27 protein-coding genes and 1 tRNA gene are annotated in these 24,320 nt (G+C 48.4%); 13 read left to right on the forward strand and 15 right to left on the reverse strand.

Going from position 1 to position 24,320, the window contains the following annotated elements; genetic code table 11:
• The first annotated feature begins 12 nt into the window (after positions 1 to 12).
• From H6F68_RS14580 to H6F68_RS14600, 5 genes are all read left to right on the forward strand, one after another.
• Positions 13 to 825, forward strand: a complete 813-nt coding sequence (locus H6F68_RS14580) for a C39 family peptidase (RefSeq protein WP_190559993.1) — start codon at positions 13 to 15, stop codon at positions 823 to 825.
• Between the two features lie 207 nt (positions 826 to 1,032).
• Positions 1,033 to 2,322 (forward strand): glucose-1-phosphate adenylyltransferase, encoded by a 1,290-nt coding sequence (locus tag H6F68_RS14585; protein ID WP_190433263.1) that lies wholly within the window; start codon positions 1,033 to 1,035, stop codon positions 2,320 to 2,322.
• Positions 2,306 to 2,869, forward strand: a complete 564-nt coding sequence (locus tag H6F68_RS14590) for an AAA family ATPase (protein ID WP_190559995.1) — start codon at positions 2,306 to 2,308, stop codon at positions 2,867 to 2,869. The genes H6F68_RS14585 and H6F68_RS14590 overlap by 17 nt, the downstream gene beginning before the upstream one ends.
• 143 nt (positions 2,870 to 3,012) lie before the next feature.
• The gene (locus H6F68_RS14595) at positions 3,013 to 3,444 is read left to right on the forward strand and encodes an Hsp20/alpha crystallin family protein (RefSeq protein ID WP_190559997.1); all 432 of its coding nucleotides are present in this window, start codon (positions 3,013 to 3,015) and stop codon (positions 3,442 to 3,444) included.
• Positions 3,445 to 3,693: 249 nt separating this feature from the next.
• Complete coding sequence (locus tag H6F68_RS14600) at positions 3,694 to 4,707, forward strand: DnaJ C-terminal domain-containing protein (protein WP_190559999.1); 1,014 nt, start codon at positions 3,694 to 3,696, stop codon at positions 4,705 to 4,707.
• On the opposite strand, the gene H6F68_RS14605 is transcribed toward H6F68_RS14600, so the two are convergent.
• The 3 genes from H6F68_RS14605 to H6F68_RS14615 form a co-directional block, all read right to left on the reverse strand.
• Positions 4,704 to 5,237: a redoxin domain-containing protein gene (locus H6F68_RS14605; protein ID WP_190560001.1), complete on the reverse strand. Its 534-nt coding sequence runs from the start codon at positions 5,235 to 5,237 to the stop codon at positions 4,704 to 4,706. The two genes, H6F68_RS14600 and H6F68_RS14605, sit on opposite strands and share 4 nt — an antisense overlap.
• Positions 5,238 to 5,352: 115 nt before the next feature.
• On the reverse strand, positions 5,353 to 5,964 hold the full coding sequence (locus tag H6F68_RS14610; protein WP_190433268.1) for a peroxiredoxin: 612 nt from the start codon (positions 5,962 to 5,964) through the stop codon (positions 5,353 to 5,355).
• A gap of 100 nt (positions 5,965 to 6,064) precedes the next feature.
• On the reverse strand, positions 6,065 to 6,211 hold the full coding sequence (locus tag H6F68_RS14615; protein WP_190560003.1) for a hypothetical protein: 147 nt from the start codon (positions 6,209 to 6,211) through the stop codon (positions 6,065 to 6,067).
• On the opposite strand from H6F68_RS14615, the gene H6F68_RS14620 reads away from it, so the two are divergent.
• Entirely contained in the window at positions 6,205 to 7,029 is an 825-nt protein-coding gene (locus tag H6F68_RS14620) for a DNA adenine methylase (protein ID WP_190560005.1), read from the forward strand. The genes H6F68_RS14615 and H6F68_RS14620 overlap by 7 nt on opposite strands.
• Positions 7,030 to 7,125: 96 nt before the next feature.
• Here the strand turns inward: H6F68_RS14620 and H6F68_RS14625 are convergent, their stop codons facing one another.
• Positions 7,126 to 8,172 (reverse strand): zinc-dependent dehydrogenase, encoded by a 1,047-nt coding sequence (locus tag H6F68_RS14625; protein ID WP_190560007.1) that lies wholly within the window; start codon positions 8,170 to 8,172, stop codon positions 7,126 to 7,128.
• Positions 8,173 to 8,288: 116 nt separating this feature from the next.
• Here H6F68_RS14625 and H6F68_RS14630 point away from each other — a divergent pair, with 116 nt between their 5' ends.
• The 3 genes from H6F68_RS14630 to hetR all read left to right on the forward strand — a co-directional run bounded on the left by H6F68_RS14630 (position 8,289) and on the right by hetR (position 11,980).
• Positions 8,289 to 10,154 carry an FAD-dependent oxidoreductase gene (locus H6F68_RS14630; RefSeq protein ID WP_190560009.1) on the forward strand — a complete coding sequence of 622 codons (1,866 nt, stop codon included), beginning with the start codon at positions 8,289 to 8,291 and terminating at the stop codon, positions 10,152 to 10,154.
• A gap of 198 nt (positions 10,155 to 10,352) precedes the next feature.
• Positions 10,353 to 10,574 (forward strand): heterocyst-inhibiting protein PatX, encoded by a 222-nt coding sequence (gene patX / locus H6F68_RS14635; protein WP_190433277.1) that lies wholly within the window; start codon positions 10,353 to 10,355, stop codon positions 10,572 to 10,574.
• A 491-nt stretch (positions 10,575 to 11,065) separates the two neighbouring features.
• On the forward strand, positions 11,066 to 11,980 hold the full coding sequence (gene hetR, locus H6F68_RS14640) for a heterocyst differentiation master regulator HetR (protein ID WP_190560011.1): 915 nt from the start codon (positions 11,066 to 11,068) through the stop codon (positions 11,978 to 11,980).
• 23 nt (positions 11,981 to 12,003) lie between these two features.
• Here hetR and H6F68_RS14645 read toward each other — a convergent pair.
• A tRNA-Pro gene (locus H6F68_RS14645) sits at positions 12,004 to 12,077 on the reverse strand.
• 107 nt (positions 12,078 to 12,184) lie between these two features.
• On the opposite strand from H6F68_RS14645, the gene lipA reads away from it, so the two are divergent.
• The 4 genes from lipA (at position 12,185) to H6F68_RS14665 (ending at position 16,438) form a co-directional block, all read left to right on the forward strand.
• Positions 12,185 to 13,093, forward strand: coding sequence for a lipoyl synthase (lipA, locus tag H6F68_RS14650; protein ID WP_190560013.1), 909 nt, complete (start codon positions 12,185 to 12,187; stop codon positions 13,091 to 13,093).
• 10 nt (positions 13,094 to 13,103) lie between these two features.
• Positions 13,104 to 14,039, forward strand: coding sequence for an NAD(P)H-dependent glycerol-3-phosphate dehydrogenase (locus H6F68_RS14655; RefSeq protein ID WP_190560015.1), 936 nt, complete (start codon positions 13,104 to 13,106; stop codon positions 14,037 to 14,039).
• 503 nt (positions 14,040 to 14,542) lie between these two features.
• The gene (sigC, locus tag H6F68_RS14660) at positions 14,543 to 15,790 is read left to right on the forward strand and encodes an RNA polymerase sigma factor SigC (protein ID WP_190560017.1); all 1,248 of its coding nucleotides are present in this window, start codon (positions 14,543 to 14,545) and stop codon (positions 15,788 to 15,790) included.
• A gap of 192 nt (positions 15,791 to 15,982) precedes the next feature.
• Positions 15,983 to 16,438 (forward strand): Fur family transcriptional regulator, encoded by a 456-nt coding sequence (locus tag H6F68_RS14665; RefSeq protein WP_190433285.1) that lies wholly within the window; start codon positions 15,983 to 15,985, stop codon positions 16,436 to 16,438.
• Positions 16,439 to 16,485: 47 nt separating this feature from the next.
• Here H6F68_RS14665 and H6F68_RS14670 read toward each other — a convergent pair whose 3' ends face one another.
• From H6F68_RS14670 to H6F68_RS14715, 10 genes are all read right to left on the reverse strand, one after another.
• Positions 16,486 to 17,415 carry a peptidoglycan-binding protein gene (locus H6F68_RS14670; protein WP_190560019.1) on the reverse strand — a complete coding sequence of 310 codons (930 nt, stop codon included), beginning with the start codon at positions 17,413 to 17,415 and terminating at the stop codon, positions 16,486 to 16,488.
• A gap of 140 nt (positions 17,416 to 17,555) precedes the next feature.
• Positions 17,556 to 18,017: an SH3 domain-containing protein gene (locus tag H6F68_RS14675; protein ID WP_190553637.1), complete on the reverse strand. Its 462-nt coding sequence runs from the start codon at positions 18,015 to 18,017 to the stop codon at positions 17,556 to 17,558.
• Positions 18,018 to 18,114: 97 nt separating this feature from the next.
• Entirely contained in the window at positions 18,115 to 19,638 is a 1,524-nt protein-coding gene (locus H6F68_RS14680) for an AAA family ATPase (RefSeq protein WP_190560021.1), read from the reverse strand.
• Positions 19,639 to 19,665: 27 nt separating this feature from the next.
• Positions 19,666 to 20,169, reverse strand: coding sequence for a DUF177 domain-containing protein (locus H6F68_RS14685; protein ID WP_190560023.1), 504 nt, complete (start codon positions 20,167 to 20,169; stop codon positions 19,666 to 19,668).
• A gap of 94 nt (positions 20,170 to 20,263) precedes the next feature.
• Positions 20,264 to 20,791, reverse strand: coding sequence for a R3H domain-containing nucleic acid-binding protein (locus H6F68_RS14690; protein WP_313930135.1), 528 nt, complete (start codon positions 20,789 to 20,791; stop codon positions 20,264 to 20,266).
• A gap of 43 nt (positions 20,792 to 20,834) precedes the next feature.
• Positions 20,835 to 21,977 carry a membrane protein insertase YidC gene (gene yidC / locus H6F68_RS14695; RefSeq protein WP_190553640.1) on the reverse strand — a complete coding sequence of 381 codons (1,143 nt, stop codon included), beginning with the start codon at positions 21,975 to 21,977 and terminating at the stop codon, positions 20,835 to 20,837.
• Positions 21,978 to 22,166: 189 nt separating this feature from the next.
• Positions 22,167 to 22,565, reverse strand: a complete 399-nt coding sequence (locus tag H6F68_RS14700; protein ID WP_190553641.1) for a PH domain-containing protein — start codon at positions 22,563 to 22,565, stop codon at positions 22,167 to 22,169.
• Complete coding sequence (gene rnpA, locus H6F68_RS14705) at positions 22,565 to 22,939, reverse strand: ribonuclease P protein component (RefSeq protein ID WP_190433300.1); 375 nt, start codon at positions 22,937 to 22,939, stop codon at positions 22,565 to 22,567. Before rnpA ends, H6F68_RS14700 begins: the two co-directional genes overlap by 1 nt.
• A 41-nt stretch (positions 22,940 to 22,980) precedes the next feature.
• Positions 22,981 to 23,118, reverse strand: a complete 138-nt coding sequence (rpmH, locus tag H6F68_RS14710) for a 50S ribosomal protein L34 (protein ID WP_190433302.1) — start codon at positions 23,116 to 23,118, stop codon at positions 22,981 to 22,983.
• Positions 23,119 to 23,198: 80 nt separating this feature from the next.
• On the reverse strand, positions 23,199 to 23,732 hold the full coding sequence (locus H6F68_RS14715; protein ID WP_190560025.1) for a DUF2808 domain-containing protein: 534 nt from the start codon (positions 23,730 to 23,732) through the stop codon (positions 23,199 to 23,201).
• Positions 23,733 to 24,320 lie beyond the last annotated feature (588 nt).

Consider the following 24,320-nt stretch of genomic DNA (forward strand, 5'->3'; position numbering starts at 1 on the left):
AGGTGATTTGTTATGAAGCTCAAAATCCTGCAAAATACCGTTTTCAAATTACAAACTGCTCAGGCGTCCGATCTACCCGCTGACCAAAAAGAAGAAATCACCGCTGGCCAATTACTCGATCTACATTCTTACAAAATTGAAGGCAAGCTCATCAAAGTTTCCTTTAAAAATGTTGAGTTCAAAGGGCGCAATACTTGGTACGCCTTTGCGGATCATGTCCGCTTGGTGACTTCTCAAGAAGACGTGGTCGCTACACAACAACAGCTTTCACCCCCGACACCTGGCGAACTACCCCGCCAACACCGCATTAAAGACTTTCCTTATCTGGCCCAAACTGATAATCGCTACAATCCAGGCGGCTCCTGCAATGTCACCAGCGTAGCAATGTGTCTTTCTTTCTTTGGTGCTAAACCCACTAGGGAAGCCCAACTCGAAGATGAGTACTACGATTTCTTGATTGAGCAAGGTCGCTCCAGACACGATCCCTACGACTTGAAGTGGTTAGTGGAGCAAAAAGGGTATAAAGATGACTTCCGCGAAACTGCTTCGATTCAAGATGCGAAGAAGTGGATTGCTCAAGACAAACCCGTGATTGTGCATGGGTACTTCACTCGCTTTGGTCACATCATTGTCTTAGTGGGCTACAACGCAGAAGGTTTCATCGTTCACGATCCCTACGGTGAGTATTGGGATAGTGGCTATGACATGAATACTGATTGGGATAAAACCAAAGGCAAAGGCTTGGTTTATTCCTACAGCTTAATTGAGCGCACCTGCTCCCCCGAAGGCCCAGGCAATATGTGGTGCCACTTTATTTCTAAGTAGCTCTTGTTTGTGACGAAAGGCGATCGCCTTCCTCACTCCATAAGTGCGATCGCCCTCCCTCACCCCTTAATCTCCCCTTAAGCTAAACCTCCTCTGCCTTTGGGCGGATCGACAAAACTCTCTGTTATCTTCCGATCCCCTCTTGCAAACTGCCACACTCAGACCGACACTTATCTTGGGAGTTGACTGGCAGTTTAGAGGTCTTTTGTGAAAAGAGTATTATCGATTATTCTCGGTGGGGGAGCCGGAACCCGCCTTTATCCATTGACCAAGCCTCGTGCGAAGCCTGCGGTGCCCCTTGCAGGCAAATACCGTTTAATTGACATTCCTGTTAGTAATTGCATTAATTCTGAAATATTCAAGATTTACGTTCTGACTCAGTTCAACTCAGCCTCCCTCAACCGCCACATTGCCCGCGCTTACAACTTTGCTGGCTTTACTGAAGGATTTGTTGAGGTACTTGCGGCGCAACAAACCCCCGAAAACCCCAACTGGTTCCAAGGTACGGCTGACGCAGTTCGTCAGTACATGTGGTTGTTCGAAGAGTGGGAAGTCGATGAGTACTTGATTCTCTCTGGAGATCACCTGTACCGCATGGACTACCGTCAGTTTGTGCAGCGCCACCGGGATACAGGAGCCGACATCACGATCTCAGTCGTGCCAATGGATGAACGACGAGCGTCTGACTTTGGCTTGATGAAGATTGATGCTTCTGGCCGAGTTGTAGACTTTAGCGAGAAGCCGAAAGGTGAAGCGCTGAAACAAATGCAGGTAGATACCAGCATTCTAGGATTGGATGCTAAGCAAGCTCAAGAACGGCCTTATATTGCCTCAATGGGCATTTATGTCTTTAAGCGCGATGTCTTGATGAACCTGTTGAAGCAGTCGCCCGATCGCACTGACTTTGGTAAGGAGATCATTCCAGCTTCCGCCGCAGACCACAACGTCCAAGCTTATTTGTTCGATGACTATTGGGAAGACATCGGAACGATTGAAGCTTTCTACGAAGCTAATTTGTCGCTAACCCAACAACCGCAGCCACGCTTTAGCTTCTACGACGAGCAAGCACCGATCTACACCCGTGCCCGTTACTTGCCTCCTAGCAAGCTCCTAGATTGCCACGTCACCGAGTCAATCATTGGGGAAGGGTGCATTCTGAAAAACTGCCAGATTCAACACTCTGTCTTGGGTGTGCGATCGCGCGTAGAATCCGGATGCGTCATCGACAACTCCCTGTTAATGGGTGCTGACTTCTATCAACCCTTCGCTGAGCGCAATACCAACTGTGAAACTCGCACAGTACCGATGGGGATTGGAGCCAACACCACCATTCGACGGGCGATCATCGACAAAAATGCCCACATCGGTTGTGATGTGCAAATCATCAACAAAGATCGGATAGAAGAAGCTGAGCGCGAGGACCTAGGGTTCTATATCCGCAATGGCATCATCGTAGTGATGAAAAATGCCGTGATTCCGGATGGAACCATCATCTAGGCAAGAAGCTAGGGGTGTGGAGTTAGGGGAAGATTACCTGTCAACTCCACATCCCACGCCGACTACTACTCGCCTAATTATTTTGATGGGGCTGCCAGGAAGCGGCAAAACTACCCTGGCTCAACATTTACTCACAGCTAGCCCGGAGCGTCGGTGGATTTCTACTGATGCAATCCGGGCTCAATTGTTTGGCGATGAAGCAGTCCAGGGGCCGTGGTTGCAAGTATGGCGCGAAGTCCAACATCACCTACAGCAAGCAGTTGAGCAGATCTCCCAAGGCCACATTCCCGATGCGATCTACGACGCTACCAATACGGCTCGCAAGCAACGGCGACGGGTGTTAACGTTGGCGCGATCGCTAGGCTTTCAGGAGATTGTCGGCTTTTGGCTAAATTTGCCTTTGGAAGTGTGTTTAACCAGAAATCGTCAGCGCGATCGCGTGGTTCCAGAAGCTGTAATGTTGCGCATGCACCGACAACTTTTAGGCGCACCTCCAGCACTAGAGGAAGGATTCACGAGCTTGATTCGTCAGTCTTGGTATCCCTGAACCAGGCAATGGCGGAAATTGCGATCGCATCTCGCGCAAGAACCGAACTCTGCTCTAACGCCACCTCTGATACTTTAAATCTAGTTGAAAGACCCACAGCAAGGGACTAGATAAACATTGAGAGGTTTTGAGAGGTTAGAGTTATGGCACTCATTCGTTGGGAACCCTTCCGTGAAGTTGACACCCTACAGCGGGAAATGAATCGGTTATTCGATCGCCTCGCTCCCGAAGTCAACCATACTGCCTTTGCTCCTGCCGCAGAAATGCAGGAAACCTCAGAAGCCATTCAGCTAAAAATTGAAGTGCCTGGGATTGCAGCCAAAGACCTGGATGTGCAAGTAACCGCAGAAGCGGTCTCAGTTAGTGGAGAGCGTAAAGCTACTGTCCCCAGTGAAGAGAGAGCCGTCTTTCGTTCCGAGTTTCGTTACGGGCGCTTCCAACGAGTCATTCCCCTCCCCACTCGGGTTCAGAATACCCAAGTGCAGGCTGAGTTCAAAAACGGCATTTTGCATCTCCACCTACCCAAGGCTGAAGAAGAACGCAACAAGGTCGTTAAGGTGAATCTAGCAGGGTAATTGGAGTGGCGATCGCTACTGCTTAGATGCCTGATTAAATCAGGTGCTTGGCAAGCTGGTTGCCTAAATCCGCACTTAATTCGGTCATAGTTCAGGGGAGGGCGTGAGTCAGCATCGCTCTGCCCTGAATCTATGTATAAGCTATTGGAGTTTAGCTTTGCCCCTTACCGCATCCAGATTACGACGCGGCTAAAGCAGACGATCATAGATATAAAGACATAAACTGAAACTATTAGAGGAGGTAGGTGGATGGCTGCAACCGACTATAAAGATTACTACGCTGTCTTGGGAGTGAATAAAACCGCCACTGCCGACGACATCAAAAAAGCATTTCGTAAACTAGCCCGCAAGTACCATCCAGACGTTAATCCAGGCAACCAAGACGCGGAAGCCCGGTTCAAGGAAGTCAACGAAGCCTACGAAGTACTATCTGACCCAGAGAAACGCCAGAAGTACGATCAGTTTGGCCAGTACTGGAAACAAGCAGGTGGCGGCTGGCCAGGTGGCGGAAGTAGCCCCAATGTTGACTTTGGCAACTTCGACTTTAGCCAATACGGCAGCTTTGATGACTTTATCAACGAGCTGTTAGGTCGCTTTGGCAGCCCTGGCGCTGGCCCTAGCCCTGGAGCTGGACGACAAACCTATAATTATCGCACCACTCCAGGTGGCCCAGGCTTTGGGGACTTCGGCGGCTTTGGGGGTTTTGGCGACACTGCTACCGCTCCAACTCAAGACAGCGAAGCTGCGATCGCTCTAACCCTGAGAGAAGCCTTCCAAGGTGTGCAGAAACGCCTCAATCTAGGCAGCGAAGTGATTGATGTCCGCATTCCCCCCGGAGCTAAACCCGGTAGCCGCATCCGCGTCAAAGGCAAAGGGCCAGCGAGTCCCTATAACCAACAACGCGGCGATCTCTATTTGGTCGTCAACATTCAATCCCATCCCTTCTTTCAATTTGAGGGCGACAATCTAGTCTGTGAGGTGCCCATCGCCCCGGATGAAGCAGTGTTAGGGGCACAAATTGAAATCCCTACTCCCGATGGCAGCGTCACCATGAATGTGCCTGCTGGCGTGCGGGCAGGGCAATCTCTACGCTTACGAGGCAAAGGCTGGCCCAATCCCAAGGGCGGACGCAGTGATCAAATCGTTAAGATTGCGATCGCCTCCCCCAAGGAACTCAGCCCCCAGGAGCGTGAGTACTACGAAAAAATTCGAGCCATCCGCAGCTTCAATCCCCGCAGCCACATCCAAAGCATGCAGCTCTAGAGCGCCGCCAACAACTCCTCCACATTGGCGTTGTACGACAAAAACGAGAACATATGTTTGAAGCGTAGGTTGCCTTGAGTGTCCAAAACAAACTGTGCTGGAAGGGGTGCGCCTAGAGCTTGCCCCACTCGGTAAGCGCGAAATATTTGGCAGCTAGGATCGCTGAGGAGCGGCATCTTTAGGCCCAAATCGCGCACCACAATCTGGCTCTGGCGCTCATCAGTACTGGTAATCATCAAGATCTCCACTCCGCGACTCGTAAACTTCTCGTAGTTCTCGTTTAGCGCCTTGATGTGGGGGAAGCAAAAAGGACAGTACTGCTTTTCGGTAAAGATGCGCGTAAAAGCCAAAATTACGGGTTGCTGTCCCTGGTAAGCCGCTAATTTAATCCGCTGACCCTGAGTAATATCTGGCAACTCAAAATCAGGAGTTTTTTGGCCTAGCGCTAGAGAACTCGTTGCTGGAATCGGGAAAAAGTTGTTGAAAAAGCGCTGATTCAGCAGGCCGCTAAAGTCTGTCGAGGTTAGCATCGCTAGCTATAACTGATGTCTGTGAAGTAAGGTTCGGAACTACAGTCAACCATAAAAAAGGGTGAGCATTGCCCACCCTATCAACAAATTACAGCTAATTGCTAATCGCTAGCAACTACACCGCCGCGAAGTAATTCTTGGACTTCACAGGGTCAGGATTCATGGTGGCATCACCAGGCTTCCAACCAGCGGGGCAGACTTCATCGGGGTGAGACTGCACGTACTGAATCGCCTGCAAAGTCCGGAGGGTTTCGTCCACACTGCGGCCAAAGGACAGGTTGTTGATGGTGGAATGTTGAATTACACCATCTTTGTCAATGATGAAAAGACCACGGAGGGCTACACCTGCTTCTGGATCGAGCACGTTGTAAGCAGCGCTGATTTCTTTCTTGATGTCGGAAACAAGAGGATAGTTGAGGTCACCCACTCCACCTTGTTTGCGATCGCTTTGGGTCCAAGCGAGGTGAGAGAATTCACTGTCTACAGACACGCCTAGAATTTCAGTCCCAATTTGCTTAAATTCGTCGAAGCGATCGCTGAAAGCAGTGATTTCAGTGGGGCAAACGAAGGTAAAGTCTAGGGGGTAGAAGAACAAGACAACATATTTGCCTCGGTAGTCAGACAGCTTGATGGTCTTGAACTCTTGATCGACCACAGCCGTTGCAGTGAAGTCGGGGGCAGGGCGACCAACCCGGAGGCAACCTTCGGTATTGTAGGTCAAGGTCATGTACTTGATTCTCCTTGAAGAGTCTACAGGTCTACATTTGCTGAGTCATAGGTAAGCAGTGAGCAACTCACTTTTTCCTACGCAGGCAACGACTGATTATTTAAGAACTGTTACGCAATATATCATAGTCATAACGATTTTGAGTAGAGCCTGTGGGCAGGTTCGCCACAACCTTGAGAGCGCTAAGTAAGGCTTGTTTGACATAATATTGAGTCTGCTTCTGCTTCACAGCCTGTTTTGATGCCACCTCAAACTGCTCCGTCTATCTCTCCCCGTCCCTTCTTGAAATGGGCAGGCGGAAAGAGTCAACTCATTTCTCAGTATCAGCCTTACTTTCCTCAAGAGTTTGTCACTTACTACGAACCTTTTTTAGGAGGGGGGGCTGTTTTCTTTCACCTCTTACCAAAGCAAGCCATTCTTACAGATATTAATCCAGAATTAGTGAATGTTTATTGCTGCGTTCGAGACCAAGTTGAACCTTTAATCCTGCGTTTGCAAGAGCATCAGAAACAGCATTCCCACGACTACTATTACCAAGTAAGAGCTGAAAATCCTACGACTAATTTGGAGCGGGCAGCTCGTCTAATCTATTTGAACAAAACTTGCTTCAATGGCTTATATCGGGAAAATTCCAAAGGGAATTTCAATGTGCCCATTGGGCGCTACAAAAACCCTGGAATTTGCAATGCAGAGTTATTACGCTCAGTATCACTAGCCTTGCGATCAACTGTAATTGTAATCAAGCCTTTTGAGGCAATTTTAGATTGCGCTAATCGTGAGGATTTTGTCTATTTCGATCCGCCTTATTATCCTGTTAGTTCGACAAGCAACTTCACTGCTTATAGTCGCTACGCCTTTAATCAAGAGCATCAAATAAGACTAAGAGATGTATTCGTGAAGCTGGCAAGCCGAGGTGTGAAGGTGATGCTTTCTAATTCAGATTGTGAGTTTATTCGAGAGCTATACGCAGGCTTTAATATTCACGCGATCGCCGCTGCTCGATCGATTAACTCTAAAGCAAGCAAGCGAGGAAAAATCACAGAGGTTTTGGTGACTTCCTATTAATCCATAGAGTGATTGAGCGGAGAAAAAGAAAACTTAGTTTTCCTAAAATCCGGGAGGTAAAATCCTGTTTAACCCCCGGATTCCTACTGGATTAGTTTACGGATATATCAAAATTTTGTAGGTTTCTGGTCCTGGAGAAACGGCTTGATCGACAGCTTGAGATAGATTTTCTAAGGGATAGCGATCGCTAATCAATGCTTCGACATCAATGCGACGATTAAAGACAATATCTGCAGCCAAATTCTGTACCCGGAAAGAAGAGCTGTAACTCCCCATCAAGTCAATTTCCCGGCGATAGAGAATATTGGGATTAATGGGAATTTCAACCTCATCGGGAAACTCTGCAAAGAACAAGATTTTGCCGCCTTTGCGCGTGCAATCTAGCGCTTGGAAGAAGGCTTTGTCGCTGGGCACCGCGAGCAAACTCACATCCACGCCCATACCTTGGGTTAATTCCTGAACCTTCTGAGCAATTTCAGGATCGCGGGCATCAAAAGCGGCATCGGCTCCCACACTCAGAGCTTTTTCAATCCGAGCAGGAATTAGATCTGTGGCGATCGCTCTAGCACCGAAGTACTTCACCAGCATGATAAACATTAGCCCAATCGGGCCTGCTCCAGTAATCAGCACAGTTTGACCGGGGGCAATTTGGGCTTTTTTAACGGCTTTGAGGCAGCAGTTGGTCGGTTCTACAAAGCTGGCTTGCTCAAAACTAATGTCGTTGGGGATGGGAATTAAGCCACCGTTTCGGACAATATGCCCTGGCACTTTGACATATTCGGCAAAACCGCCACCGCTGGGAGCAAACCCTGCTGTTGTCGTGACGTTTTTGTAAACATCGCACATGGAGAAATTGTCGTTGAGGCAATAGTTGCAATGCATACAGGGAATGTGGTGCATTACGACGACGCGATCGCCCACTTGCCAATTTTTGACTTCAGCTCCGACAGCCGCGATCGTGCCAGCAGTTTCATGACCAAAAATTCTGGGGGGTTCGTAGAGAGGATAGAGAATTTTTTTAATGTCAGATTGACATAGCCCCACAACTTTGACTTGCACGAGCACTTCGTCTGCGCCTAATTCAGGCACAGGCAGTTCCTCGTAACTCAGCTGCTTTACCCCACGAAACACTTGTGCTTTCATACTCCCCTCTAATGCTGCTAATCTGCCGCTAAAGTGCCGAAATTAGGTTTTTGCAGACCCAATGATCATAAACTTTACCAAGACTCGTTATTCGTCACGCTGGCAAAGTCAATTCCATGCCACTCACCTTAGAAGAATTAACCACTGATGTTTTAGTTGTGGGTGGAGGCACAGGCGGCACAGTTGCAGCCATACAGTCGGCCCGACGAGGAGCCAAAACCGTTTTAGTCAGCGAGTTTCCTTGGCTGGGTGGCATGCTGACCAGTGCAGGAGTCTGTGCCCCAGATGGTAATGAGCTGGCTGCTTTCCAAACCGGAATTTGGGGAGCTTTTCTCCAAGAATTACAAAAACGGCAACCGGGTGGCTTAGATCATGGCTGGGTCAGCTTCTTTACCTATGACCCTCGCATTGGTGCCCAGATCTTTGCCGATTGGGTGCGATCGCTGCCTAACTTGCAGTGGATTAGCGGTCAAACACCTGTAGAAGTTTTACGTCAAGGCGATCGCGTTACGGGCGTGCGGTTTGCAGAGGTGACAGTCAAGGCCCAAATTACCCTAGATGCCACCGAACTAGGCGATTTATTGGCTTTGGCAGAAGTGCCTTACCGTTGGGGTTGGGAACTGCAATCTGAATGGCAGGAACCGAGCGCTCCACCCTCTGCCAATGCCTTAACTCAGCTCTGCCCAGTACAGTCGCCTACTTGGGTAGTGATTCTGCAAGACTTTGGTGCGGGCAATCATGCCCCAGCGATCGCTCCTCCACCCAATTACGATCCAGCCCAATTTGCTGGTGCTTGGGAAGGTTATAGCCCAGAACAGTTTCTCAACTACGGTCGCTTACCTGGCGATCGCTTCATGCTCAACTGGCCCCAGGGCGGCAATGATTACGGCCTAGGTGTGGATCGTTTGGTTCAATCGCCGCAAGCGCAACAGGAGTTTTTGCAAGAAGCTCGCTGGCATACTCAAGGTTTTGCTCATTTTATCCAAACGCAACTTGGCGATCGCTACGGCTTAGCCTCAGATATTTTCCCTCACCTACCCGGAAGTTTAGGAGGTGGAGCTTACGCCCTGCATCCCTACTATCGCGAATCTCGCCGTCTGCAAGGACTCGTGACCGTCTGTGAACCGGATATTTTGCCTGTGCTAGGAGGAAAAGTCGCCGCCCTACCTGTAAATGAGCAAGGCCAAGTCACGGCGATCGCGATCGGCAACTATGCAAATGACCACCACTACCCGACGCATATCAACGGCCAAGCTTTACCGAGCCTCAACCTTAAGCCCAAGTCAATTCGATGGGGTGGACGCTGGACAGGAACTCCTTTCACTATTCCTTACGGTTCCTTGATACCGCTAGCAGCGGATGGCTTATTGGTTTGTGAAAAGAATATTTCTGTCTCTCACATGGCCAATGGTGCCACCCGTTTGCAGCCTACAGTGATGAATATTGGTCAAGCCGCAGGCATGGCTGCTGCATTGTGTGTAGAGCACCACTGTCAACCCAGAGAACTTAAAGTGCGATCGCTGCAAACTGCTTTACTGGAAGAGCCTACTGCACCTGCTGTGATCGTTCCTCTCTTCAATTCGCTCCCTGATCATCCTGACTGGCTTCGGGGGCAAGCTCACTATCTAGCTCATCCAGAGACTTACCCCACCGATGGTCAATGCAGTCGAACCGAGCCCCCAAAAGAACAACAAATTGCAGCAAGTTCTAGCTCTGAGTCAACTAGCGCCACCTCAATGGTGCTGAGCGGTGTTTTTCGCCGCGATCGCCCTCAAGAGTATAATTTGATTCCGTTCAGCCCAACGGCACCGTCAGGTCTCCCTTTAGCTGCCGCTATCAGCCTGGTCACTCTAGGCCCTCAGGTTAACCAGCAACTAGAATCTTATCCACATCAACAACCGATGCAAGTATTAGGGCGATTAAACTTAGCGGGCAATTGGCTGTTAGTTGAGCAAGTTTCCCCATTGGCGGGATCAGAATGAGCAGAAAAAATTGCTAACAGCTCTATCGGGCTCTCCAGCACTTGATTACAGCCATACTAGCTAACGAAAACCAACTGCTAAAAATCAACTTTTTCTTCAGAATTTAGCCAAAGCAAGCCTGGCTACCACAATTTTTTTCCTGATCCGAGGTCAGAAGTTCCGTATCAGAAAGTAGCAGCTCTGAGATGGATACTTCCCATGCACATTTATCAATCTGTCATTGCAGTTCAATTGCTGACAGTTGTTTTGGCATTTGGCTGGCAGCCTACTAGCTATAGCTTACACAATTCTCCGCCTTCTGCTCAAACTCAAGCAACTTTAGCCGCTCAAGCAAGTCGAAGCACTGACGTCGCCCCTCATCGTGGTAGTGGACGTCGTAGCCTAGGCCAAATTGCTCGCTCGTTTCAGCCTCAAATTTAACTAGTTCAAGCACGACATTAGAGTATAAATTATAACCAGCTTTGGGTGAGGATACAAACAACCTAGAGCTGCTTTTCCGCATCAAGAGATAGGTGACAGAAAGATAGGTAATTTGTAAGGGTAAGCCTGCTGTCATAACTCTTGCAATCAAAGGAACTTAATGCCAAATCAGGATTTCTCAGACCGCTCAGCCAGGGTGACTGAAGCGGCTCGATTTTGTCGGCCTGGATGGCAATAGTGGAGCAAGAGAATTTCTTGAAATGCGTTTCTAGGAAAGGAAATTCAGCTATTCTCAAATGGCTGATCCATAATCCTTGTTTAGGAAAAATCACTAGTGCTTAAAATACCTGCATGCTTTAAGCTTAAGGGTGTTCGATGAAGAGAGTAAATCGATTGTTCTGCAATAGAGATAGAGCTATCAATAAGTGCTCAAACTTTTATACACAAATTGTATATTCACCTAGTCGCTCCTGCGGAGCATGGCTACTGCTATGACTAACGACTTAGATCTGATCAAACGTCTTAGCCCCAGTGCAATGGATCAGATCATGCTTTACTTGGCATTTAGTGCCATGCGCACCAGCGGACATCGGCATGGGGCATTTCTAGATGCGGCTGCAACTGCTGCCAAGTGTGCTATTTACATGACTTATTTGGAGCAAGGACACAACCTGCGTATGACAGGTCACTTGCACCACATTGAGCCCAAACGGGTCAAAGTGATTGTTGAGGAAGTTAGACAAGCCCTAACGGAAGGCAAACTCCTGAAAATGCTGGGGTCTCAGGAACCTCGGTATCTGATTCAGTTTCCCTACGTTTGGTTAGAGCAATATCCTTGGCAGCCTGGGCGATCGCGCATTCCTGGGACAAGCCTCACCTCCGAAGAAAAACGCCAGATTGAGCAGAAACTACCTGACAATCTGCCAGATGCTCAACTGATCAATTCCTTTCAATTCATGGACTTGATTGAGTTTCTGCATACGCGATCGCAAGAAGACCTCACCGCAGATCGTCAGATGCCTTTAAGTGAGGCATTGGCAGAACACATTAAACGCCGTTTAATTTACTCTGGCACTGTCACACGCATTGAGTCGCCCTGGGGCATGCCCTTTTATGCGTTAACCCGTTCTTCCTACTCCCCCGCCGATGATGAGGAGCGTACCTACATCATGGTGGAGGACACAGCTCGCTATTTTCGCTTGATGAAAGATTGGGCTGATCAGCAACCTCGTGTCATGCGAGTGCTTGAAGAACTCGATATTCCTATCGAAAGAGTGGATCAAGCACTGGAAGAACTAGATGAAGTCATCCGGGCTTGGGCCGATCGCTACCATAAGGTAGGCGGACAATCCATGATTTTGCAAATGGTACTCGGTCCCCGCGAGGAAGAAGGCTCCTCTTGGTAGTTTCCTTTTTATTAAGTTAAAAATCGGGATGACTGGATTCGAACCAGCGGCCCCTTCGTCCCGAACGAAGTGCGCTACCAAGCTGCGCTACATCCCGTCGTAGTCTCAGCTAACCAAGTTTAGCCTATCACAGCACAAATATATTGTGATGCGCCGCTACTTGTTAAGATTAAGCATACATAACTTCAGCAATCAAAACTCAGCGTGGTTGTTAAGCCAGAGTGGTTACGGGTAAAAGCTCCCCAGTGGGAGCGGGTTGGTAGTGTCAAAGAAATCCTCCGGGATTTAGCACTAAATACGGTGTGTGAGGAAGCGTCTTGCCCCAACATTGGTGAGTGCTTTAATCACGGCACAGCAACGTTTTTGATCATGGGACCCGCTTGTACAAGAGCTTGTCCTTACTGCGATATTGATTTTGAGAAAAAGCCCAAACCACTCGATCCCACTGAACCCGATCGCTTGGCTGAAGCAGTGCAACGATTGCGCTTAAATCACGTTGTGATCACCTCTGTAAACCGAGATGATTTACCCGATGGCGGTGCATCTCAGTTTGTCCGGTGTATTCAGGCAATTCGAGAAACTTCTCCCAGCACCACCATCGAAGTTTTGATTCCAGATCTGTGTGGCAATTGGCAGGCACTAGCAACCATCTTGCAAGCACAACCAGAGGTGCTGAACCACAACACAGAAACCGTACCTCGGCTTTATCGGCGGGTGCGTCCTCAAGGCCAGTACGAGCGCAGTTTGGAACTTCTCAAGCGATCGCGAGAACTCGCCCCTTGGGTTTACACCAAGTCTGGCATCATGGTCGGCTTGGGAGAAACCGACGCGGAAGTGCGGGCAGCCATGCAGGATCTGCGAACTGTAGACTGTGACATCCTTACGATTGGGCAGTATCTACAGCCCAGCCAAAAACACTTAGGTGTAACCAACTTTGTGCCGCCAGAGCAATTTGAGGCTTGGCGACAATTTGGCGAATCTATTGGCTTTTTGCAAGTCGTGTCCTCTCCCTTAACTCGCAGTTCTTACCATGCGGAGCAAGTGAGGGTATTGATGGAACGCTACCCCCGCATGATTGCTGCGCCCTCTGCTAATTCCTCACCACTAGATTGAGCAAAGGGTTGTGCAAACTGTAACGCTAGCAGTACTTGGGGCAGGTGCGTGGGGTTCAGCTTTGGCAAATTTAGCAGCCAAAAATGGTCACTCTGTGCGCCTATGGTCACGCCATCAAGCTCAAAGCTTGAGAGAGGTAGTAGAAGGTGCTGATCTGATTGTGTCTGCGATTTCCATGCAGGGCGTGAGAGCCGTGGTTGAGCAGATACAATCCTTAGCGATCGCCAAGCCAGCGATTTTGATCACCGCAACCAAGGGGCTAGATCCAACCACCACACTCACTCCTTCCCAAATTTGGCAAGCTGCTTTTCCAGACTATCCAGTTGTGGTGCTGTCTGGGCCCAACTTATCCAAAGAAATCGAAGCAGGTTTGCCTGCAGCCACCGTGGTTGCCAGTGAACAGATGGTAGCGGCTGAGGTTGTGCAAGCGGTCTTCTCGTCTGGAATCTTTCGGGTTTATACGAATCCTGATCCCTTAGGCGTCGAACTGGGTGGCACGCTCAAAAATATTATTGCGATCGCAGTTGGGGTATGCGATGGTCTGCAATTAGGCACCAATGCCAAAGCAGCCCTTGTAACTCGTGGTCTGACAGAAATTATTCGGATTGGTACGCACTGGGGCGCAAAAACAGAAACCTTCTATGGTCTCTCTGGCTTAGGGGACCTGCTGGCAACTTGTAATAGTGTCCTAAGCCGTAACTATCGCGTTGGTTATGGTTTAGCTCAGGGTCGAACGCTCTCAGAAGTACTAGCGACATTAGAGGGAACTGCTGAGGGAATCAACACCACTCAAGTATTAATCCAAGTCGCTCGGCAGCACAATATTTCTATACCTATTTCCCATCAAGTGTATCGCTTGCTAGAAGGTGAGATTACTCCGCAACAAGCAACCGCAGCCCTAATGCTGAGAGACACTAAGCCTGAGAATAACGTTCTCAGATTCTAGGCTAAGTTGACAGAAACATCATTAGGTTGGCAAAACCTACATCAAAGCTTGTTGAAGCGTAGACCTGTTTGCAGATCTGGTGAAACTTAGCAAGTGATCAGGAAATCCTATGTAGGGTGATGTAGATTAACTTAGCATCGGACCTGAGTCACTCGTGGATTCTTATTCTCTCCTTATAGTTTGGATAGACGAGCTAAACAGGTTAACTGCATCTACCAAAAAGTAGATCTAAAGTTGGGTGCAAGTAACAAGATGGGTGCCTACTGTAGACCTAATTGAAGCATGAAGCTAGCCCTTGAGCCGTTAAAGCTCGAATGCTACCCAGAAAGCCTGGCTGTTCAATTCGCCGCTGATGATCGTGGCCCAAGTTATGTCAGAAAAACTTGACCTAACTTAACCCTGGAACTCTCAGCCGCGTTCTGAAGTCTGACATGACGGGAACAATAGCAGCGAGACCTAGCTAGCAAGCCCCATAATTACCCGGAGCGACTGAGACGATCACTATGCCAGCAACATCTTTTTACGCTGATGCAGAATATGACGATCAACTGAACGCTACTAGCTTTCGGTTGAACAATGAAGACATCGAGCCAAGTGCCGATGATCTCGTTGACTTAGACATGGGGTATGCCGATCCAGCTAGTGGTTTACGTAAAAGTGTGAGCCGCCGCACCACTGATCTAGTGCGCTTGTATCTCCAGGAAATTGGTCGGGTTCGCTTATTGGGGCGAGATGAAGAAGTTTCAGAAGCGCAACGGGTACAGCGCTACATGCGATTGCTAGAGTTACGCAACGAAGTAGCAGCCGCAGGGGATGAACCGATTAAGCGCTATGTTGATTTGATTGAAGCCCATGACTGTCTAGCATCTCAGCTAGGTCATCGGCCTTCTCTAGAGCGATGGGCTACCCAAGCAGGCGTTACTGTCGCAGACCTAAAGCCAATTTTAGCCCAAGGAAAACGTCGCTGGGCAGAGGTTGTAGCCCTAGAAGTGACGGAATTGGAGCAGATCCAAACAGAAGGTCTGCGAGCCAAGGAACACATGATCAAAGCGAACTTGCGCTTGGTCGTATCTGTCGCGAAGAAGTACCAGAATCGAGGCTTAGAGCTGCTGGATTTGATTCAAGAAGGCACCCTCGGCTTAGAGCGAGCGGTAGAGAAGTTTGACCCAACCAAAGGTTATCGCTTTAGCACCTATGCTTACTGGTGGATTCGCCAAGGAATTACCCGGGCGATCGCAACTCAGAGCCGTACGATTCGCCTACCAGTTCACATCACTGAAAAGCTGAACAAAATCAAAAAAGCTCAGCGTAAGATTTCTCAAGAAAAGGGCCGGACGGCCACTATTGAAGACATTGCTACTGAGCTTGAAATGACGGCTCCGCAAGTTAGAGAAGTATTACTGCGAGTCCCCCGCTCTGTTTCTCTAGAAACCAAAGTAGGCAAAGAGAAAGATACAGAACTAGGAGATTTGCTAGAAACCGAAGATGTATCCCCTGAAGAAATTTTGATGCGGGAAGCCCTGCGCCGAGATCTTCAGCAATTGCTTACAGACTTGACTAGCCGTGAGCGTGACGTGATCCTAATGCGCTTTGGTTTAGGCGACGGTCATCCCTATTCCTTGGCTGAAATTGGCCGAGCTTTAGACTTGTCACGGGAGCGCGTCCGTCAGATTGAAGCGAAAGCTTTGCAAAAACTGCGTCAGCCTAAGCGTCGCAACCGAGTACGAGACTATTTAGAATCCCTTAGCTAGGGACTGCTAGGAAAGCCTAGAGAGACTTTTGTTCGCCAATTGCTCCTTAGGTTTTCGATTAGGTTCTAAATAGTGGTAGGTTCGTACTAGCTACCTAATTAAATATTATTGTCAACAAGGTGATTCTCTTGATAATCACCTTGTTGATTGTGTATCATTCTCAATAAAGAGACTTTATTGGGAAGTTTACTTATGTCTCTCTACACAACGTCTTCACTAAAGGCTGAACTCAACGAGCGAGGCTGGCGGCTTACACCCCAACGAGAGACAATCTTGCAGGTATTTCAGAATCTTCCCAAAGGGAATCATCTGAGTGCCGAAGATCTATATAACGAACTACAAACAGATGGAGAACGGATTAGCCTATCTACCATCTACCGAACTCTGAAGTTAATGGCTCGGATGGGAATTCTGCGTGAGCTAGAGTTAGCAGAAGGCCACAAGCATTATGAAATCAATCAGCCTTACCCTTATTACCATCACCATCTGATTTGCGTACGTTGCAATAAGACGATTGAGTTTAAGAGTGACTCGATCCTAAAAATTGGCACAAAAACCGCTCAGAAAGAGGGCTATCATTTGCTGGATTGCCAGTTGTCGATTCATGCGATCTGCCCAACCTGTCAGCGTTCACTAATGCCTGCTTAAAAGCAGAGCTAGGTTAAGGTTACTAAACTTGCGCATCGGGGCAAGCGCTAGAAGCGCCCGTTCCGGACATCGCGATCGCTCACTCCATAAAACCGCTGGGCTGCCGCGATCGCTCTTTGGGTCGTAGGTCCCATACTGCCATCTAAGGCACCAGGATAAAAGCCTCTAGCCTTGAGTCGTCGCTGCAACTCTAAAACACTAAACTTTTCGGCAGGACGCGCATTCTCCCCAAGGTAACCACCTTGGCCAAGGCCTGAGTTAGGGCTACGAGCCGTATCAAAACTAGAGGAGCTACCCAAGCTAGCCCAAGTACCAGAACCAACCACACCATCCCCCGTTAAATTACGATCGCGCTGAAATTGAATTACGGCTCGCTCAGTAGCTGGACCAAAGACCCCATCTATCGGCTCAAAATAGTAGCCTAAGGTGTTTAGACGTCTTTGCAAATCTTCAACGGTAGCACCGCGATCGCCTAAGGACACAGTTGCCTGATCAACAGCGCTATTGTAGAACTCTGAACCAAAATTGCTCGGTTCGCTGCTGTAGTAGGAAGTGGCTGAAACTGAACTTGAGTTGAGTTGAGCACAATTCAGGGCTCTAGCTGTTGTAGAACCAACCACACCATCCGCTGTTAAGCCGCTGTCTTGCTGAAATTGCACAACTGCTGCTTCAGTTTTAGACCCAAAATAACCAAATGTGCTGGTGTCCAAGTAGTTTTGATCGACCAGACATCTTTGCAACACTTCTACTTCGGGGCCTTCGTCTTCACGTTGTAGCGGCAACGCTAACACGTGGTCAGCTAGGGTGAGCGCTGTCAAACCAGCAATCACAGTCAGCAACCGGATTAAAAACCCACTCGAAAGTTTTGCCCAATTTAGATCGCTGAACAGTTCTAAGGTCTTGTCAGCGGGAAATAACTCAACCCTTGGAGGTGCTTCGTAGCTTGAGACAAGGTGAAGATAAGCGAGGTTTTCCATAATTTTCCCGCGATGCACTGAAAAGCTGAGCAAAATCCAAAGTTCTCAGGCTCTAGGTCTGAGAAACTTTTCCAATATCTTATGCGATTTGGTTACTGGTGTTCAGTATTTTTACAGGGATTTTACAGTTGCTACATAACTTAATTCGAGCGCTCTGTGTTACCTGCTTTTACCCAGCCCGCGCGATCGCTGTTTTCCAGGCGAACTCGTTGCCATTGCTTATCAGAGCTTTCCTCTAGCACCACAACTCGGCTGTTAAATTCGATACCACCAATCTGGTTGGAATCGCGGCCAGGGCCATCTCGCAAAATTAAGCCAATCGGTTGCACGACACGAGCTTGATAAGCCCCTGGTTCCAAAACTGGAGCTGAGGCAGTGCTGGACACCTGAGAAGATTGAGCATTTCCAGCAGCAGGCTTAGAAACTGTAGCGGCTTTATTAGTGAGCGGCTTGTCATTAGCAAACGCTGGTCTGGGGGGAGGAGCAGTGAGTTTAGTGACAAGATACCGAGCAGCCACCACTCCTCCTAGTCCCAAGAGGGCGATCGCCAGCGCAAAACCTAGCAGAAATTTTATTAGGTTTATCAGGCCAGACCACTTCATGGCTAAAACCAAATCAGACTGTATTCTACATTGCTGCTCCCGAATTTATCTGGATTTGGATGAGGAATTCCGACAAATCCTAAAATACAAGTTCGCTTTAGTCAGGAGACTGTATGGAGCGAGAGACCCGGCTACTTAAGCCACCATGCCGAGAAGCTAGACGCGCTTTGCCAGCCGCCGCCCAATCCTGAAGAAATTGAATTTGCTCCCGTGCTGTTTGAGCCAAAGGAACCATTTGACTAGCCGCCTCCAGAATATCGTCAGTCGTAAAGTCCCGATTTTGGCTAAACCCGATATGCATTGCCTCTATGATGGTTTGCTCAATCTCTGCGCCTGAGAAGTCAGGAGTTTCATAGGCGAGGCGCTCCAAGTCGTAACTCTTTAGATTGTGAAATCTTAAACGAGACAAATGCACCGAGAAAATAGCTCGACGTTCTTCTTGACTGGGCAAGCCGACGAAGAAGATTTCGTCAAATCGGCCCTTACGCAACATTTCAGGTGGCAACGCCTGGACATTATTGGCAGTTGCGACCACAAAAACAGGAGAAGACTTTTCTGCTAGCCAGGTAATGAAAGTACCGAAGACGCGGCTAGTCGTCCCAGCGTCTCCTTTACTGTCAAATCCTGAAAAAGCTTTGTCAATTTCGTCAATCCACAGCACACAGGGAGCTAGCGCTTCAGCCAGCTGAATCATTTGCCGAGTTCGAGATTCTGATTCACCCACCAAACCAGCAAATAGTCGTCCTACATCTAGTCTCAGTAAGGGCAAATGCCAGTGGTGGGCGATCGCTTTAGCGGTTAAGGACTTACCAGTTCCCTGAATTCCAGCCAGTAGCATACCTCTAGGATGCGGCAAGCCATACTGTCGGGCTCGCTCAGAAAAAGCACCCCCCCGTCTCAATAACCAATCTTTGAGGTTATCTAAACCACCAATGTCTGAAATTCTTTCAGTAACAGGGTAAAAATCTAAGATTTGCGTCTGGCGGATGGTCTGCCGTTTCTCTTCTAAAATCAAATCCACATCGTCTGGTTGCAGTTCACGATGTGTGGCGATCGCTCGAGCCAACACCCGCCGAATTCGTTCAATAGAGAGACCTTGACAAGAGCGCACCAAATCATCTAGCGTTCGACCTTCCAGAGATTGGCCTGTTGCTACCAGCAGACGCTCAATCTCAACCTGGATATCCTCAGGAGCAGGCAATGGAAACTCTAAAACAGTGATAACCTCGCTCAGCTCATCTGGAATGGTGATTTGCGAAGCAACGAGAACGACATTCTTAGGCTGAGATTTGAGCAATCGAGCCAAATTCCGCAGTTTACGCGAAACAGAAACATCTTCGACAAAGCGATGAAAGTCACGCAAGATGAAGATAGCAGGAGCAGTTGCAGGTAGTTTTTCGACAAATTCTAGGGCTTGTAGAGGATTGCGCTTACCGAAGCCTGCATCATTAGCGTTGCCTTGGTAACCATCGACAAAATCCCAGATGTAAACTGCACGATTGCCTTGGTGCTTAGCAGACTGCGCGATCGCTGCTTCTACCCGCTCTTCTTCACGGGTGGGAATATAGATCAAGGGGTAGCGAGCTCGTAGCAGTAGCTCGAACTCATTGCTAAAGTTCATAAAACTATCCAACTCAGAACAGTGGCATCAAGAAGGTAGCTGTTTTCTCAAGGCCTCCAAAGAAGCCCAACGACTATCTGTTCCTAAAGAAGAAAGTGAGTCAGATAACTTAATGCCGGTACAAGCCGGGTCACATAGCTGGCGCTGAGGAATTGCCAAACATAGCTGTTCGTAGAGCCATTTAGCAGCATCGAAGTTGCCTTGAGGCGATAAGCTTTCTACTAAATCTTCTAGCCCCACTTCGCGGTCTAGAATAATTGCATCTGCATCACCAGCCGACTCATCCAACCAGATAAGCTCGGAAGCATCCACAGCCAACCGATGATTATAGTTTTGCAAGCAACGATGACAAGCCAAAGTAATAATGGTTTCGGCCTGCACTGAAACTTCTAAATAATTGCCGCGATGAGTGACCTTTAGCTGTCCCTGAACAGGGGTCAAAGTTTCCAGATCGGGAAGAAACTCTTTAAACTCAAGAACTTCTGTCTGCTCAGGAGCCCTCGTTAACTGAGGGATGTAAATGGCGTCCATACAGATTCTGTGCCAGTCAAAAAGTTGAGATGTTACTCTACCCTAGCAATTTATAGCTTTGAATTTAGCTGCGATGGTAGATTAGACAGCTCAGTTAGCTAGGTTCTGTCTGCGTCTGCTTCACCACTAAGCGCCGATCAGGTTCTCGGCCTCGACTATAGGTTTCCAAGTCAGGATACACCTTTAGGAAAGTGTGAATCTGCCGTCGCTCGGCTGAAGAGAGCGCTTTCATCTCCACCTCTTGACCCGTCTGGCGAACTTGGTCCGCTGCCTGCTCTGCCAAAGATTGCAGCTCAGCTTGACGGCGGGCGCGATATCCTGCCAACTCAATCGTGTAGGCTTTTTGCTGATCCTCAGCTTGGCCTAGGTTGAGTATGGTATTGGCAAGATATTGGAGCGCGTCCAAGACGGCCCCATTAGGCCCCGTCAGTTGTTGAATTTGTTCCGGAGTCAGGCCTGTTTCATCAATGGTCAGCCAATAGCTAGCCCTATCTTCTAGGGTTGCTTCAGTACCAGACTGTGTTGAGGTGGGGTCATGGGCCGCTTGCTCAGCGACTTGCACATCTGCTGGTAGATCCACCAAGCTCAATAATTCCTGAAGCCACTCTCGACCTTGTTGCACGCGATGACCGTCCTCCGGAAAGTAAATATGCCGACTGCTCCAGTTAGGCCTTTTTCTTAGCCCGTCCTGGTTCAAAAGGAAGGGCTTCTCTGTCTGTACCACTACCACCAGAGGTTTTGGCCTCTTCATCCACAATCTTCTGCAAGTTTTCGGGTAGAGGCTCCCGTGACAGAATAAAGGTTTGGAAGGTTTGGAAGATGTTAGCTAGCAGCATGTACATCAAGACACCAGCTGGAAGCGGGAAGAACAAGAACATCCCAGAGAAGATAATTGGCGTAATCTTGTTGACCGTTGCCTGTTGGGGATTGGAATTAGGTCCTTGACCCGACAAGATTTGGTTGATGTACAAGCTGATACCAAAGAAGAGCACCATGCCAACGATGTCCCAATGGATCGTGCCATCGTCATCAAAGGCTCCAACTCGACCTAAGGCATCAATGAACAGAAATCCTTTGTCTGCTGCCAAGCCTGGGACGACACCCTGAACGCTCACTTCTCCTGGCTGGAGGGCTTCTAAGTTGCCACTCTCATCAATGCGAACTCGATCTTCGCCTTTGGTGATTTTCCAGCTAGGTTGGATTTTGGTTTCAGGATGCTCTTCTAATAGCGTACCTAGAGGCTTGCCATCTACGGTTTGAAACTCAATTTTGGTTTTTTCTCCAACGGCTAACCGGTTACCACCTGGCAAGAGGGCAACAACAGGTGCGTGGACCTTGTCAGCGATAAAGATGTTCTGGGGAGAAGTTGCAAACGCTTGAGGCTGAACCTGGGTAATCTGCTCCTGAGGTAGGATTTGCAGATTGACGCTGTAGTTAGCATCTGAGAACGGTGAACCACGCAGCGTTGCAAAGAGGGCAAATAGCACCGGCATTTGTAGCAAAACAGGAAAGCAGCCTGCCAGCGGATTGCCAAACTCTTTGTAAATTTTGCTCATTTCCTCCTGCTGCTTAGCAGGATCGTCTTTGTGACGCTCTTGAATTTCCTTGACCCGCTTCTGCATAACGGGTTGGGTGACGCGCATCCGACGCATACTCCGGATTGAGCCAGCGCTGAGAGGATAAAGGGCAAAGCGAATTACTAGTGTCAGAGCCACGATGGCTAGACCGTAACTAGGCACAATCCCGTAGAAAAAGTCCAGGATTGGCAGCATGACATTGTTGGAGAGAAATCCTACACCGAAGTCCATTCGCTCTAAGTCAACCTACGTGCTCTGAATGTTCTAATCTAATCTATCTAATATTAATTCAGCCTGGAGAGGCATTGACATAAATAAAGCCCTTAAAGGGCTGAAGGTAGCAAGTCTTGGCGATCGCTAACTTAGTTACTGAATGCTGAGGAAGCCACTCTGTCGCTCTCTATCGCTGCATTCAGGGAGTTAGGATTTAGCGCCCACTGCACCGCTTGCTTGCTGAGCCCTTGTGGAGAGCTTGTCATTGATGTAGTCGTAGACCTCTCTAAAGTTAGGTACCGATCGCAGCTCTAGACGGCTGCCATCTTTTAAGGTGATGACCATATCACCCCAAGCACCCAATCCACGAGGTACAGTGACGATCTTGGCAATTTCGGAGTAGATGATATCGGAGCGATCGCGCCCCATCCAACCACCAGTGACAGAAATGCGACGATTGGTAATGCGATAACGAACCCACAGGGCGCGAACAATAGCACCAACGCTCAGGGGGATACAAATAATAGTAAATCCCAGCAAAAGGTTAATGATCAGATCGCCAATGTGAGGACCGCCCTCATAGTATGCTTCCTCGTTAATCGCCATTACCTTAAAACCTCGGCATCTACCAACAACTGCTCTAATTCTCGCAGAACTTGATGATAATCGCACTGAACAGCGGGGGGACGCACCACAACTACTAGCTGCCAGCCCAGAGGTAGCTGGGGCAAAAACTGTCGCAGAGCAGCCCGAATTTGTCGCTTCAAGCGATTGCGGACTACAGCACGTTTACTGACTTTTTGACTAACAGAAATACCAATCTGAGTTGGTAGCGCTGGAGAGTGGCTGGAATGGTTGAGATGACCTTGTTTGTTTAAGGCTCGTAAGGTTATGTTCGCCGTCGAGCGACGAATTCCACCTTGATAAACGGCACTAAAGTCTTGTCGCCGTTTAAGCCGATTTGACTGGGGCAGGGACACTTCAGTCTTCGAGCCACTCCGTTGATTGCAATAAGTACTGCCTAGACTGCAAGACGTTGACGGCCTTTTTGTCTGCGGGCCTTGATGACTCGTTGGCCATTCTTAGTACGCATGCGGGCCCGGAATCCGGAAGTTCTTTTTCTTTTGCGAGAGGTACCACCCAAAGTCCGCTGAGTCATAGTTCAAGTTGCTCCAAACGTGCTAATCGATAAGCGTAAAAAAGCCACAGTCTACCATCGTATCACTGAATTTGGCTCGATTAGCCGATGCTCATTTCCCAAGTACCCAAGTAACGCAGTAGAGGCACATCGCCGGGAGATAAAATCTGACAGTTGAAGTAAAAGATGCCAGGGTTGGAAGGGTTTTTGACGTTGGAGAAGACTAACTCAACAGCGCTGTTGGCGGGAATGGGTTCTTCGGGAATCAGCTCAATGACTCGGTTCTCTTTATTCCAATTAACTTCTTGGAGGGGAACACTCTTACCTTTGACCCGAATCTCCATGTCTTTTGGATCGAACTTACCTTTGTAGTAGTTAGGGTAAGTAATGCTAAATTGGGCTACTGCTAATTTCATTTTCTTAGCTGGAACTCGGAGTCGATAGCGATCCCAAGCGTTGGTATGCCCCCCAAAGTCTAAGCGGTAGCTGAGCCGATATTCGGGCTTCACGCCGCTAAAAATCGTCAATCCAGGTAGGCTTTGAGCTAATGTGACAGCAGGAATTGAACCCAATAAGCAACCTGCGATCGCAAGACTTGAGAAAGCGCCTCGTGCCATCAATTTCTTAGAGAACATAAGCTTTGTGCGTGGACAATAGGGTTGAGTGATTCAGTTGCAAAACTTCATCAATATTGACTTTACCAGGATTGATGAAGTTCCAACTGGGCTGAGTGACGCCGAGCCAAGGGAAAAAGTGCCATTAACCCAAGCCTAGGCGCATCCACTGGAAAACATCACTAACACAGCTTTATATCTAGTTGCTCAGGTTTTAGGTTACTGCACTACCTAATCAAAGCAGGACGACTCTCAGAAGCAATTAATTTGCTCTCAGGATTTAGAGAGCCTGGTTTTACTAATAATGTCTTCAAAGTTGTGTCTTTAAATATTGAAATCTATTAAAACAAGTTAAAGATACCAATCTGATTTTGGGGATCAACATACTATGCGAAATACACCTCTACGCTTACCTGGGAATTTCTTGAATTGTTTGTTCTAAGTCAAGTAAATTTACAAGCTAACCGCATCCGTTATCACTGCTCAGGACAGTATGGCCGAGTTAGCCAAGATGAAGTAGAGCTTGTCTTTCGACAACGTGCGATCGCTGGCTTGAAAGGGAAAATAATAGCAGGAGTGCTATTGAAACCAGCATCACACTCGGAGGTT

The sequence above is a fragment of the Trichocoleus sp. FACHB-262 genome, assembly GCF_014696035.1.
GTDB lineage: Bacteria > Cyanobacteriota > Cyanobacteriia > FACHB-46 > FACHB-46 > Trichocoleus.

Excerpts from the sequence above, each read along its gene's own strand:
- H6F68_RS14580 (WP_190559993.1), top strand. The coding sequence starts at position 13 with ATGAAGCTCAAAATCCTGCAAAATACCGTTTTCAAATTACAAACTGCT.
- H6F68_RS14605 (WP_190560001.1), bottom strand. The coding sequence starts at position 5,237 with ATGCTAACCTCGACAGACTTTAGCGGCCTGCTGAATCAGCGCTTTTTC.
- H6F68_RS14600 (WP_190559999.1), top strand. The coding sequence starts at position 3,694 with ATGGCTGCAACCGACTATAAAGATTACTACGCTGTCTTGGGAGTGAAT.
- H6F68_RS14675 (WP_190553637.1), bottom strand. The coding sequence starts at position 18,017 with ATGAAGTGGTCTGGCCTGATAAACCTAATAAAATTTCTGCTAGGTTTT.
- H6F68_RS14595 (WP_190559997.1), top strand. The coding sequence starts at position 3,013 with ATGGCACTCATTCGTTGGGAACCCTTCCGTGAAGTTGACACCCTACAG.
- H6F68_RS14715 (WP_190560025.1), bottom strand. The coding sequence starts at position 23,732 with ATGTTCTCTAAGAAATTGATGGCACGAGGCGCTTTCTCAAGTCTTGCG.
- H6F68_RS14685 (WP_190560023.1), bottom strand. The coding sequence starts at position 20,169 with ATGGACGCCATTTACATCCCTCAGTTAACGAGGGCTCCTGAGCAGACA.
- H6F68_RS14670 (WP_190560019.1), bottom strand. The coding sequence starts at position 17,415 with ATGGAAAACCTCGCTTATCTTCACCTTGTCTCAAGCTACGAAGCACCT.
- patX (WP_190433277.1), top strand. The coding sequence starts at position 10,353 with ATGCACATTTATCAATCTGTCATTGCAGTTCAATTGCTGACAGTTGTT.
- sigC (WP_190560017.1), top strand. The coding sequence starts at position 14,543 with ATGCCAGCAACATCTTTTTACGCTGATGCAGAATATGACGATCAACTG.
- rpmH (WP_190433302.1), bottom strand. The coding sequence starts at position 23,118 with ATGACTCAGCGGACTTTGGGTGGTACCTCTCGCAAAAGAAAAAGAACT.
- H6F68_RS14700 (WP_190553641.1), bottom strand. The coding sequence starts at position 22,565 with ATGGCGATTAACGAGGAAGCATACTATGAGGGCGGTCCTCACATTGGC.
- H6F68_RS14610 (WP_190433268.1), bottom strand. The coding sequence starts at position 5,964 with ATGACCTTGACCTACAATACCGAAGGTTGCCTCCGGGTTGGTCGCCCT.
- H6F68_RS14630 (WP_190560009.1), top strand. The coding sequence starts at position 8,289 with ATGCCACTCACCTTAGAAGAATTAACCACTGATGTTTTAGTTGTGGGT.
- H6F68_RS14590 (WP_190559995.1), top strand. The coding sequence starts at position 2,306 with ATGGAACCATCATCTAGGCAAGAAGCTAGGGGTGTGGAGTTAGGGGAA.
- H6F68_RS14680 (WP_190560021.1), bottom strand. The coding sequence starts at position 19,638 with ATGAACTTTAGCAATGAGTTCGAGCTACTGCTACGAGCTCGCTACCCC.
- yidC (WP_190553640.1), bottom strand. The coding sequence starts at position 21,977 with ATGGACTTCGGTGTAGGATTTCTCTCCAACAATGTCATGCTGCCAATC.
- H6F68_RS14625 (WP_190560007.1), bottom strand. The coding sequence starts at position 8,172 with ATGAAAGCACAAGTGTTTCGTGGGGTAAAGCAGCTGAGTTACGAGGAA.
- hetR (WP_190560011.1), top strand. The coding sequence starts at position 11,066 with ATGACTAACGACTTAGATCTGATCAAACGTCTTAGCCCCAGTGCAATG.
- H6F68_RS14665 (WP_190433285.1), top strand. The coding sequence starts at position 15,983 with ATGTCTCTCTACACAACGTCTTCACTAAAGGCTGAACTCAACGAGCGA.
- H6F68_RS14620 (WP_190560005.1), top strand. The coding sequence starts at position 6,205 with ATGCCACCTCAAACTGCTCCGTCTATCTCTCCCCGTCCCTTCTTGAAA.